Raw genomic sequence first — 12,660 nt, 5'->3', positions numbered from 1 at the left:
TTAGCAGTGCTTAACGCATGGTAACAAACTCTTCCGCGCCTGTAGGGTGAATCGCAACGACGGCATCGAAATCAGCCTTGGTTGCGCCCATCTTCATCGCCACACCAAAGCCTTGCAAGATTTCATCCATACCGTAACCGATACCGTGAATACCCACGACTTTTTGGTTGTCGCCAGCACACACTAGCTTCATTTTACAAGCCTGACGATGGGCTGTGACTGCGGTGTACATAGAGGTGAAACCTGAGGTGTAAACCGTGACGTTTTCTTCGCCATACTCTGCGATAGCTTCTGGTTGGGTAAGGCCCATAGTGCCGATAGCTGGGTGGCTAAATACAACCGTTGGAATCACACTGTAATCCATCTTGGCATCTGTCATGCCGTTGAATAAACGTTCCGACAATAAACGACCGGCTTTAACAGCTACTGGTGTTAGCTCTACGCCGCCAGCCATAATGTCGCCAACACAGTAAATGCCAGCATCTGTGGTGTTTTGTTGCTCATCAGTGATCACATAGCCTTTGGCGTCTAGCTCAACCTTAGTGTTTTCAAGGCCGATGTTACCTGTTGATGGAAGTCGACCGATAGCCCAGATAAGGCAATCAACATCATAGCTTTCGCTATTTTCAATCTTAAGAGTTAGGCTGCCATCAGCATTTTTGGTGACCGACTCTGGCGTGCTGTGAGTGTGCAGTGTTGGGCCATCAATCGCCATCGACTCCATAAGCGCTTCGCTTAACATAGGGTCGAAATTACGCAGTGGTGCATGCTTACGCACAAATAGGTGAGTGTCACTGCCTAGGGCCTGCAATACACCAGCAACTTCAACGGCGATATAGCCTGCGCCAACTACGGCAACGCGCTTTGGCTGTTCGGTTAAAGCAAAGAATCCGTCTGAATCAATACCGTGCTCAGCACCTGGAATGTTTGGAATCGTCGCTGCGCCACCAGTGGCAATTAAGATGTTGTCGGCAGTGTAGTGTTCGCCGTTAACTTCAATAGTTTTACTATCGACAAAGCGGCCGTAACCGCGTACTAAGGTCACGCCGTTACTTTCTAGACCACGGTCGTATGCACCATGAATGCGGTCGATATAAGCTTCACGGCTAGCAACTAATGTGCTCCAGTCAAACTTGTTGACGGTAACGTCAAAGCCATAGTCTTTAGCGTACAAATTCATGGCTTCAGCCACTTGGGCGCCGTACCACATGACTTTTTTCGGTACACAACCTACGTTGACACAAGTGCCACCTAGCTCTTTTGCTTCGATAAGCAATACTTTAGCACCGCGCATGGCCGCTCTGTTAGCCGATGCAATACCGCCGCTACCTGCGCCAAGACAGATATAATCAAAATGTTGAGCCATGTGTATCTCCAATAAGGTTGCGAACTGTTGGACAAAAGCAGAAAAATGGGAGGCTTTTGTACCTGTAATTATGTTTAATGCGCTAACGCTAGCCTCCTAGGCGAGAGCAAAAACGCATTAATTTATTGGCTTTGTGCCAGTTCAAGAACAAGCCATTGTAGAGGTAATTTTGTGATCCAGCTAGCCCCATAATTTAACAGACCGATGACTTTAATCGCACCGTTAATAAGCCTGTTCTTAAATGGGGATGCGTGGTGTCTGCTTCAAGTCTCACCCTTGTGAGGTGAGACCAATAGCTTATGATGGCAGGGTTGAATTAGCGCTTGTACTGACAAGATGCGTGATCGCTCTGTTCTGGTCCCTCTGCGCCGCATTTCATACACTGCCACTCTTGTTGGCGGATATCGAGCTCCTGTTGATAGTGCCTATTGCGTGAGTTCACTCCGGCGCTAAGATGCTTATCTAGATTGTTCATGCGGCCATTAAGCCAGCGACAGCTAGGGTCGTTGGCTACGCTGCTGCGGCTGGCGAGTCGCTGTTTACGGCTTTTCGGTTTGGATTTTCTAGCCTGACTCTTGCTGGATGATTTTTTTGACGACGTTTTCTGAGACGGCTGTTTTTGAGGAGAAGATGCCTTGGAGGCGGAAGTCGCGGGAGCTGAGTAATTGAAATGGCTATGAGTTTCGCTGGGAACGCGAATGGGCTGTCCCTTATCATTAAGCACACTGCCTAACGCGAGAGTTGGCTCATCGGGCTCTGCGCCGAAACTGAGCGGGTTATAGAATATGATGGCTAGGCCTATGACTAGGCGGGTTCGAAGTAACATTCCCTGTTCCTCTTCAGATTACTGTCCGTGTAATCTTGCATCTGCATTAATATATTGAATTCGCTCTTGCATGGGTAACTGCTTGCCAAGCAAGAGCGAAAGCCGTGAGCTATCGGTGTTTAGAATTGAGTATAGCTAACGAGCATAGTTTGACTACTGGTTAACTAGAAAAGGGCTAACTAGAAACGAGTAGCGACAAGTCGTTAGCTAGAATGTCTGATTAAAAGTTCCAGCTTAGGTGGAGACCAGCAAAGGTTTCATCGAGATTACCTGTCACGCCATCATTGCGCGCTTCAAGCTTGATATCTTCCTGAGCTATGGTGTGGCTGATATGGCCCGAAACAACAAAGTTATTAGGCAGCAGGTACTCGGCTTCTACACCAAATTGAAAGTGATTAGCGCCGTCATGTTCTTCGGTGACATAATTAAAGTCAAAGCCTTGAGTTACATAAGGACTCACGGTTAACCCTTGAGCCAGTTCCCAGTTGCTGTGTAGACTGACCTCGACGAAATAACCTGCCGCTTCGGTGGAGTAGGTGTAGCTAACCGATGGCACTAGCCAGTCTACCGCCGTGTATTCGAGTGAGCTAAACAGCTCATTGTCATAGGCGCGCTCGTCACCGTAAAACTCTAGGCGTTGATAGCCCACGCTACCACTGAGATTTTCGGTCAGTTCAAAGCCATACTCTAGGCCGAAGTTCCATTCGGTATAATGCTGACTGTCACCGCGCCCCACCGTGGCATAAACCGTCAGATTATCTTTCTGTATCGCCGCAGTGGCCCAATAGATGCCACCTTTGTCTAGATTATTACGGCCTTCGGAGATGTACTCTGAGTCCCAGCCTAGATCGATAAGCCCCTGGAGTTGAGCGCTATCATCTGCCGGAAGTTGTTGGATGACCTTAGTGCTGTGGGAGTCGTCTATGTTTGCGGCTTCGTCGGCAAAGGTTGCAGCACTCATTAATAGTGCCGCTAAGGCTGTGCATTGGCTGATTTTTCTCATGATAAAACTCGAAATATTGGCGAAAGAATTAACACCTCGCATACTAGAACTAAATACATGAATGTAAATGATAATGGGTCGTATTTGCGACATGGTTTGCAATACCAATACTGTATAAAATTCACTCTGATAAATTTTGACTGAGATCTCAGTTGTAGCGGTTTTTTACTGTTAGGACGCGTTAAGTTTATAAACAATTATGCTCTATAGATTGAATAATGCGGTATTAGCCCTTATCTCTTTACCTATCAACATAGAATGTTAAGGAATCATCGATGAGCAATCCTTTGCTAAGCAGTGCCACGCTTCCCCCTTTTTCAAGTATCAAGCCTGAACATATTCAGCCCGCTGTTGAGCAAGGTATTGCCAATTGTCGCCAGAAGATCGAAGAGGTGCTAAAGCATCAAGGTGAGTTCACTTGGGATAATCTTGTTGCGCCTCTAGAGGAAGTTGACGACCAACTTGGCAAGATGTGGTCACCGATCTCCCATATGAATTCGGTTGTGAGTAGCGAAGAGTGGCGCAAGGCTCATGATGCTTGCTTACCTCTATTGTCTGAGTATGGCACTTTTGTCGGTCAGCATCAGGGGCTATATGAAGCCTATAAATCGTTAGCTGCATCGGCTGAGTTTGCCAACTACTCGCAAGCGCAGAAGAAACTGATTGAGAATAGCCTACGAGACTTTGAACTCTCGGGTATTGGCCTTAGTGATAGCGACAAGTTGCGCTACGGCGAGTTGGTTAAGCGTTTGTCTGAACTCACCAGCAACTTCTCAAATCAGCTATTAGATGCGACTCAAGCCTGGAGCAAGGTAATCACCGACGAGGCTGAGCTTGCTGGTTTACCTGAATCTGCCGTTGCTGCAGCGAAGGCGATGGCCGAGGCTAAAGAGCTAGAAGGCTGGTTATTTACCTTAGACATTCCATCTTACCTGCCAGTAATGATGTATAGCGAAAACCGTGAGCTGCGCGAAGAGTGCTACCGCGCCTTTATCACTCGAGCATCGGATCAGGGGCCGAATGCTGCTGAGTTCGATAACGGTCCCTTGATGGATGAGATTTTGGCGTTGCGTCATGAGCTGGCTAATCTATTAGGCTTCGATAGCTTTGCCGATAAGTCGTTAGCTACTAAGATGGCAGAGTCTCCGGCGCAGGTACTAGAGTTCTTAACCGAGCTGGCTGCACGTTCTAAGTCGCAAGGCGAAGCCGAGCTGGCAGAACTGAAAGAATTTGCTAAAAAAGAGTGCGGCGTGACAGAACTTGAGCCGTGGGATCTAAGTTTCTATGCTGAAAAATTGAAGCATCACAGATACGAGATCTCCCAAGAGTTGCTGCGCCCATACTTCCCTGAAGATAAAGTGTTATCGGGTCTATTCTATACCGTATCTCGTCTATTTGGTCTCAAGGTTGAAGAGCAAAAAGAGTTCGATACTTACCATAAAGATGTACGTTTCTTTGATATTACCGACCGTAACGGTGAGCATCGTGGTAGCTTCTATCTGGATCTCTATGCTCGTGAGGGTAAACGTGGCGGCGCGTGGATGGATGACTGCCGTGCTCGTCGCAAGACGTTAAGTGGTATGCAAGACCCTGTGGCTTACCTAACCTGTAACTTCAATGCGCCAGTGGCGGGCAAGCCTGCGCTGTTTACTCATGATGAAGTGACCACTCTGTTCCATGAGTTTGGCCATGGTATTCACCATATGCTGACAAAAATCGATGTGGGTGGGGTGTCTGGCATTAGCGGTGTACCTTGGGATGCGGTAGAGCTACCAAGTCAGTTTATGGAAAACTGGTGTTATGAAGAAGAGGCGTTAGCCGAGATCTCAGGTCATTACGAAACTGGCGAGCCTTTACCCAAAGCCATGTTAGACAAGATGCTAGCGGCGAAGAACTTCCAGTCTGGCATGATGATGTTGCGTCAGCTTGAATTTTCACTGTTTGATTTCAAAATGCACTTAGAGTTTGACCCAGCTAAAGGCGCCGAGATCCAGCAAAAGTTGGATGAAGTGCGAGAGCAAGTGGCGGTGATTAAGGCTGCTGACTTTAATCGATTCCAACATAGCTTTGCTCACATCTTTGCTGGCGGTTACGCAGCAGGTTACTACAGCTACAAGTGGGCTGAAGTATTATCGGCCGATGCCTTCTCGTTGTTTGAGGAGCAAGGGATATTTAATGCCGATACCGGCCAAAGCTTCCTTGAAAATATCCTAGAGATGGGTGGCAGTGAGGAGCCGATGGAGCTGTTTAAGCGCTTCCGTGGCCGTGAGCCGCAAACTGATGCCTTGCTAAGACACAGTGGCATTAACGGCTAAGGCGTCGATATATCTATCCCTAAAAAGGCGCATTCAGCGCCTTTTTTGTTGTTCTCGCTCGCGCTTGTCATCTGGTATGACCTTTGTTAGCCTTTGCGACTCGTTATTCAAGGATGTTAGGTCGTATTGTAAATGAATCTCTATTTCAGGCTGTTCTGGTTATTTGTATGGCGTAACCGTCATTGTAAAAAAATCGACTTTTTAGACACTAGCCGACTGGACTATCGCGCGCTGCCTAGCGATTGCGATGTTAACTTTCATCTGACTAACTCTCGCTATCCCGCCTTTATGGATCTCGCCCGTACCTACATGATGGCCGAGATGGGATTTCTCAAACGCTTTCTTAAACTCGGTTGGATGCCTATCGTTAATGCGGCCGAATTTACTTATATTCGTGACATCAAGCCGTTCGCCAAGTTTGAGATAGAAACTAAGCTGGTGGGCTGGGATGAGAAGTATTTTTATATTGAGCAGCGCTTCGTTAGTGAGCGAGGTTTGCACTGTATCGCCCATGTGCGTGGGGTATTTGTCTGTAAGCGAAAACAAGTGCCGATTGCCACTATGCTGGCGGAAGTCGGCTTCGATGAACCGGCACCGCAACTGCCCCCCGAGGTGATTAAATGGAAGAGTTTCTTGCAGCTTAAGAAAGAGTGCAACCTGCCCATACCTTCGAGTGAGCCGATAGAGTTTAAAGCGGCGAGCTAAGTGTGCACTACTAGCTCACTCTGGCCTAAGGTGGCGAGAGTGAGCTCTATCTCTTCGATAACCTGACTGACCGAGCCCCTGAGTTTTGCCTGGATCCAGTAGCGACCAATGTGTTCGTAATCTAACAATTGCAGTCGGCTTTCTAGGGTTATTAGGCAGGGAATAAAAGCGCAATCTGCGAGGGAAAAGCTTTCGCCACAAACCCAGTGGTTATTGGCTAGGCGCCGATCAAAGTATTCCATGCTGGTTAGCATCGCCCTTTCTAATCGCTTGATGTAGATCTGGTTACTGCTAGTGTTAACCGCCTCCAGCCAAGCTTCTATTTCTCTATCCAGCTGATTGTCGCTTAATCTATCATAAAGCCTAACATATAGGGCTTGAGTCTTATCTATTGGGATGAGCTGAGTGCCGGAGCTGATATAGTTATCCAGATACTCGATAATAATGCTGGCGTCGTTAAAAAACTCTTTTGTTCGGACGTGTAAAAGTGGCAGCTTGCACGCATCACTTACTTGCTGAAAACTACGTCTACTAAAGGCATTGCTTAGATCAATGATGTGCGGGCTGAAGCTTGCCTGTTTTTCATAGAGGGCAATCAGTGTTTTTTGAGACTGGCGAGCCAGTGGGTGGTAATACAGATCCATAGCCAAAGTGGGTTCATTAAATACAAGGTTACTATTAACTCTAGTCGCTAACACTAGGTCCCTCAATGTTGCGAACATCCAGTTTGTATGGGGATATGTTGTCTTAGATGAGTAAAAATATGTCGCTTCAGATGGTTAGTCATATAAGGTAAAGCTTAATTGATAGGGTTAAATTTTTACTAACGAGGGAGAGTATGAGTCAAGTTGAAAAGTTTGCTGCTATCTATGCCAGAGCGTCGCAGAGAAAGGGTGGTGACAAGGGGTTAGAAAGTCTATTGCCAACAGGGTTGGCGGATGAGGAACTGACTCAGTTTACCGACGCGCAACTGTTATCTGAGATCAGCAAGAAGGTGTTTCAGAGTGGCTTCGTATGGCGAATCGTCGAGGCCAAGTGGCCTGAGTATGAGAAGGCCTTCTTTAGCTTTGAGCCTTTTAAGGTGTTGATGTTGTCGCCGGAGCAGCTGCAAGAGCGTGCCAGTGATCCTAAATTGATCCGTCACCTGAAAAAGACCATGGCGATCTATGATAATGCCCACATGGTTAACGATCTCGCGGCTCAGCACGGTAGTTTTGCCAAGTTTATTGCAGATTGGCCGAGTGCCGATATTACCGGGCTCTGGGCCGAACTAAAGCGTAAAGGCACGCGACTCGGTGGCAACACTGGGCCTTACTTTCTGCGCTCTATGGGTAAAGATACCTTTTTACTGACTAACGACGTGCAAGGATATCTGAAGAGCCATGGTTTAGTAGATTATGGTTTTAGCTCTAAGTCGGGATTACAGCAGGTGCAGAGTGTATTTAATCACTGGCAGCAGGAGTCGGGTAGAAGCCTAGCCGACATTAGCAGAGTCTTGGCTTGTAGCGTTGGCGACAATCGTATTTAAGCGCAGAATTTATTGGCCTTATTAACATAGAGTCTGGTGCACGAAAAACGTGCAAATTAACCGATCATGCTAGTTCAATGTTAAATATCAAGCAGTTAACAGCACTTGCTTGAACACCGGCTTAACATATTGCCAGCTGGTGATCGGTTGTTAACATTTCCTAAACATAGATGGCTGATTTTATGCGGAAATTTTCATTACCTTACAATTTAAACTAGGAGTTTTCCTTGTTGACGAATAGACATTGTGAGATAAAGGTGCGTTAAATATTCGACAAAAATTTATGCTTCCAAAGGTGGGATTGACGGCATTTTCTGCTTTCAAAAAAATGATTACCGAGTAGATGGCTTTTATTAGGAGTTCTCATGCGGCAAATAGTGAAAATTGCCTCTGTTTTAAGTGTGGCGTTATGGATAACTGGCTGTGAACCAAAACCTGAGCAAGGACCACAGCAACGTGGACCTATGGAAGTTGGTGCTATAACGGTTACAGCTAAACCTCAATCGATTATGGTTGAGTTACCAGGTCGTAGTAAGGCATATCTAGAGGCTGAAGTACGTCCACAGGTAAGCGGTATCATTATGACCCGCGGCTTTACAGAGGGTCGAGATGTTGAGCAGGGTCAGTCTCTATATCAGATCGAGCCTTCTACTTACGAAGCTGCACTCGTTAGTGCGAAAGCTGATCTTACCAGCGCTGAAGCGGGATTGGTTTCGGCTAAAGCTAAAGCGTTACGTTTTGCAAAGCTAATCAAGCTGAACTCTATTAGTCAACAAGACTTTGATGAAGCAGACGCGGCTTATAAAGAAGCTATGGCACGTGTAACTGTAGCAAAAGCTGCGATTAACACAGCGTCGATCAACCTTGAATACACTAAGGTAACTGCACCTATTTCTGGCCGTATCGGTAAGTCTGATGTGACGCCAGGTGCACTTGTTACAGCTAATCAAAGCCAAACATTAGCGACAATTCAGCAGTTAGATCCAATCAATATTGATATCGCTCAGTCGAGCACACAAATGTTGCGTCTTAAGTCTCAACTTAAGCGTGGTCAAATTGAAGCGGCTGCAAATGCGAACGTTGAGCTAATCCTTGAAGATGGCACTCCATACAGTCATACCGGTGTGCTGCAGTTTGCTGAAGTGACCGTTAATGAAAACACAGGTTCTGTGATTATTCGTGCAGAATTCCCTAATCCGGAAGGCGTGTTAATGCCAGGCATGTATGTGCGTGCCGTGCTGAATACGGGTACCGATCCTGCTGCGATTCTAGTACCACAAAAAGCGATTACCCGTAACACCAAAGGTGAAGCGGTCGCTATGGTTATCGAAGACGGCAAAGTGGCTGCACGTATTGTGACTACTGCTGAAGTGATTGATAACCAATGGCGTATTCTTGATGGTTTGAAAGTGGGCGATCAGCTAATCGTTGAAGGTCTACAAAAAATTCGTCCAGGCGCCCCAGTAAAGGCGGGTCCTTTGGTCTCTGACAAGAAACCAGAAACACAACAGAAATAGGGCAGAGTTATGGCACGTTTCTTTATCGATCGCCCAATTTTTGCATGGGTGATCGCTATTATTGTGATGCTGGCGGGTGTGCTCTCAATTGTGGGCTTACCGGTATCGCAATATCCAAGTATTGCACCGCCATCTGTGGTGATCAGTGCTGTTTACCCAGGAGCTTCGGCTAAGACGATGGAAGACTCAGTAACTCAGGTTATTGAGCAGCGAATGACTGGTATTGACCACCTTCGCTACATTACATCAACCAGTGATAGCTTTGGTAATGCACAAATTACCCTAACGTTTAATGCTGAAGCCGATCCTGATATCGCGCAGGTACAGGTGCAGAACAAGCTACAGCTTGCAATGCCACTGTTGCCGCAAGAAGTTCAGGCGCAAGGTGTTAACGTCAGTAAGTCGAGTGCGGGTTTCTTGATGGTAGCGGGTTTCGTATCACAAGACGGCTCACTTGATAAAAACGACATCGCCGATTACGTAGGTTCTAATATTCAGGATCCGCTAAGTCGTGTGCCAGGTGTGGGAACTATCGAGCTATTTGGTGCGCAATATGCGATGCGTATATGGCTAGACCCACTGAAATTGACTCAATATAACCTGACAAGCCAAGACATTATCTCTTCAATTAGAGAGCAGAATGCTCAGGTGTCAGCAGGTCAGTTAGGTGGTGCACCATCAGTTGCCGGTCAAGAGCTAAACGCAACGGTATCGGCACAAAGTCGTCTACAAACAGCTGAACAATTTAAAAAGATCATCATCAAAGCTGACACTTCAGGTGCCAAGGTATTTCTTGAAGATGTGGCTCGTGTTGAGCTGGGCGCTGAAAGCTACGCAGTGGAGTCGTTCTATAACGGTAAACCCGCTGCGGGTATTGGTATTCAGTTAGCAACTGGTGCTAACGCATTAGCAACTGCCGAAGGCGTGCGTGCAAAAATCAACGAGATGAAGCCATTCTTCCCTGACGGGATGGAAGTGGTTTATCCCTACGATACAACTCCATTCGTTGAGAAATCAATTGAAGGTGTTGTACACACGTTGCTTGAAGCAGTTGTTTTAGTATTCTTAATTATGTACCTGTTCTTGCAGAACTTCCGTGCAACGCTAATCCCGACGATTGCGGTGCCGGTAGTACTACTGGGTACATTTGCTATTTTGGCCGCTGCAGGCTTCTCGATTAACACGCTAACTATGTTCGCTATGGTACTGGCAATTGGTCTTCTGGTTGATGACGCGATTGTTGTAGTAGAGAACGTTGAACGTGTAATGCAAGAAGAGGGACTCAGTCCCATTGAAGCGACCAAGAAATCGATGGACCAAATCACGGGCGCGCTAGTGGGTATTGGTTTAACGCTTTCTGCGGTATTCGTTCCAATGGCATTTATGTCTGGCTCAACCGGTGTGATTTATCGTCAGTTCTCGATTACGATTGTGTCTGCAATGGCGCTATCGGTAATGGTGGCGATCATTCTAACGCCAGCACTTTGTGCGACCATGCTTAAGCCGATTGGCAAGGGTGAAAGTCATGCAAAAACCGGTTTCTTTGGTTGGTTTAACCGTAAGTTTGACGCACTGACTTCACGCTATGAAGCCAGTGTTGCGGCAATGATTAAGCGTACTGGCCGTACTATGATGGTTTACCTAGCGATTACGGTTGCAGTGGGTTGGATCTTCATGCGCATGCCTACCGCATTCTTACCAGACGAAGACCAAGGGATCTTGTTCACTCAGGCTATTTTGCCGGTGAACTCGACCCAGCAAGAAACTAAAGCAGTGCTTGAGCGTGTTACCGATTTTTACCTAAATGATGAAGCTGCAAACGTTAAATCTGTATTTAGCGTATCGGGCTTCAGTTTTGCGGGTAATGGTCAGAACATGGGTATCGCCTTCGTTGGTCTAAAAGACTGGGCTGAGCGTAGCGATCCTGGTCAAGACGTTCAATCAGTGGCTAACCGTGCCATGGGCATGTTTATGGGGATGAAAGAAGCCTTTGTATTCGCCTTTGTACCGCCAGCGGTTATTGAGCTAGGTACGGCTAACGGTTTCGACTTCTACTTGCAGGATAAGAATGGCCAAGGCCATGACAAGCTTGTTGAAGCGCGTAATATGTTGCTGGGTATGGCTGCACAGAATCCGAACCTAGTGGGCGTACGTCCTAACGGTCAGGAAGATGCACCGCTTTATCAAGTCCATATCGATCACGGTAAACTACGTGCATTGGGTATTGATATTGACTCAGTAAACAGCGTACTGGGTACAGCTTGGGGTGGTAACTATGTGAACGACTTTATCGACCGTGGTCGTGTGAAGAAAGTTTACGTACAAGGTGAAGCTGAATACCGTATGCAGCCAGAAGATCTCGATTCTTGGTATGTGCGTAACGACAAAGGCGAAATGGTTCCTTTCTCGGCATTCGCTAGCGGTAGTTGGCAATATGGTTCACCGCGTCTAGAACGTTTCGGTGGCTTACCAGCTATGAACATTCAAGGTGGTACAGCGCCTGGTTACAGTACTGGTGCCGCAATGGATGACATCGAGGCTATGGCTAAGAAGCTTCCACCAGGATTTGGTATCGAGTGGAACGGTCTTTCTTATGAAGAACGTCTATCGGGTAACCAAGCGCCAATGTTATATGCCTTGTCGATTGTGGTGGTATTCCTTGTACTAGCTGCACTATACGAGAGCTGGTCGGTACCATTTGCGGTAGTACTCGTTGTTCCTCTAGGTATTATCGGTGCCTTGATTGCGATGAATGGTCGTGGTTTACCTAACGACGTATTCTTCCAAGTAGGTCTATTGACGACTGTGGGTCTAGCAACCAAGAACGCTATCTTGATTGTGGAATTCGCTAAAGAGTTCTACGAGAAAGGTGCGGGGCTTGTTGAGGCAACGCTACACGCAGTTCGAGTGCGTTTACGTCCAATCTTGATGACGTCACTAGCATTCGGTCTAGGTGTTGTGCCACTAGCGATTAGTAGTGGTGTAGGTTCTGGTAGCCAGAACGCCATCGGTACAGCGGTACTAGGCGGTATGATGAGCTCGACCTTTATGGGTATTTTCTTTATCCCAATCTTCTTCGTGATTGTTGAGCGTATGTTCAGTAAGCGCGAGCGAGATGCAGCTAAGACAGCAAAGGCAGAAGCTAAAGCAGCAAAAGCGAACAAGTAATCTTGTATCACTAATACGCTAAGTACTAAAAAGCCCAGCAAATGCTGGGCTTTTTGTTGTAAAAGATAGGACGGTGCTACGCACCTGCGAGGACCTAGGACCTAGGACCTAGGATCTAGTACGTTCGCAGGCTCACTGCTAGGACGGTGCTACGCACCTGCGAGGACGCCAACATGTTGGCTGCTAGGAAAAGATTAAAGATAACAGCTCTACATCTTTTGCTTTCCGTTTT

9 protein-coding genes are annotated in these 12,660 nt (G+C 46.9%); 5 read left to right on the top strand and 4 right to left on the bottom strand.

Annotation, left to right across the window (positions count from 1 at the left end; translation table 11 throughout):
• Window positions 1-10 precede the first annotated feature (10 nt).
• From gorA to Q1A86_RS03370, 3 genes are all read right to left on the bottom strand, one after another.
• A complete protein-coding gene (gene gorA / locus Q1A86_RS03380; RefSeq protein ID WP_299802873.1) occupies window positions 11-1,366 on the bottom strand; it encodes a glutathione-disulfide reductase in 1,356 nt (451 codons plus the stop codon).
• Window positions 1,367-1,682: 316 nt separating this feature from the next.
• Window positions 1,683-2,192 (bottom strand): hypothetical protein, encoded by a 510-nt coding sequence (locus tag Q1A86_RS03375; protein ID WP_299802872.1) that lies wholly within the window; start codon window positions 2,190-2,192, stop codon window positions 1,683-1,685.
• A gap of 220 nt (window positions 2,193-2,412) precedes the next feature.
• Window positions 2,413-3,195, bottom strand: a complete 783-nt coding sequence (locus Q1A86_RS03370) for a hypothetical protein (protein ID WP_299802871.1) — start codon at window positions 3,193-3,195, stop codon at window positions 2,413-2,415.
• Between the two features lie 275 nt (window positions 3,196-3,470).
• On the opposite strand from Q1A86_RS03370, the gene prlC reads away from it, so the two are divergent.
• Both prlC and Q1A86_RS03360 read left to right on the top strand, forming a co-directional pair.
• Complete coding sequence (gene prlC, locus Q1A86_RS03365) at window positions 3,471-5,510, top strand: oligopeptidase A (RefSeq protein ID WP_299802870.1); 2,040 nt, start codon at window positions 3,471-3,473, stop codon at window positions 5,508-5,510.
• Between the two features lie 132 nt (window positions 5,511-5,642).
• Window positions 5,643-6,215 carry a thioesterase family protein gene (locus Q1A86_RS03360; protein WP_299802869.1) on the top strand — a complete coding sequence of 191 codons (573 nt, stop codon included), beginning with the start codon at window positions 5,643-5,645 and terminating at the stop codon, window positions 6,213-6,215.
• On the opposite strand, the gene Q1A86_RS03355 is transcribed toward Q1A86_RS03360, so the two are convergent.
• Window positions 6,212-6,913: a glutathione S-transferase family protein gene (locus Q1A86_RS03355; RefSeq protein ID WP_299802868.1), complete on the bottom strand. Its 702-nt coding sequence runs from the start codon at window positions 6,911-6,913 to the stop codon at window positions 6,212-6,214. The genes Q1A86_RS03360 and Q1A86_RS03355 overlap by 4 nt on opposite strands.
• 140 nt (window positions 6,914-7,053) lie before the next feature.
• Here Q1A86_RS03355 and Q1A86_RS03350 point away from each other — a divergent pair, with 140 nt between their 5' ends.
• From Q1A86_RS03350 to Q1A86_RS03340, 3 genes are all read left to right on the top strand, one after another.
• Window positions 7,054-7,743 carry a DNA-3-methyladenine glycosylase I gene (locus Q1A86_RS03350; protein ID WP_299802867.1) on the top strand — a complete coding sequence of 230 codons (690 nt, stop codon included), beginning with the start codon at window positions 7,054-7,056 and terminating at the stop codon, window positions 7,741-7,743.
• Window positions 7,744-8,108: 365 nt separating this feature from the next.
• The gene (locus Q1A86_RS03345; protein ID WP_299802866.1) at window positions 8,109-9,260 is read left to right on the top strand and encodes an efflux RND transporter periplasmic adaptor subunit; all 1,152 of its coding nucleotides are present in this window, start codon (window positions 8,109-8,111) and stop codon (window positions 9,258-9,260) included.
• Window positions 9,261-9,269: 9 nt separating this feature from the next.
• Complete coding sequence (locus Q1A86_RS03340) at window positions 9,270-12,428, top strand: efflux RND transporter permease subunit (protein ID WP_299802865.1); 3,159 nt, start codon at window positions 9,270-9,272, stop codon at window positions 12,426-12,428.
• Window positions 12,429-12,660: the final 232 nt, after the last annotated feature.

The sequence above is a fragment of the uncultured Shewanella sp. genome, from assembly GCF_947497935.1.
Classification (GTDB): Bacteria; Pseudomonadota; Gammaproteobacteria; order Enterobacterales; family Shewanellaceae; genus Shewanella.
The sequence above is the reverse complement of the archived record's forward strand: the minus strand, read 5'-3'. Positions and strand labels throughout refer to the sequence as shown.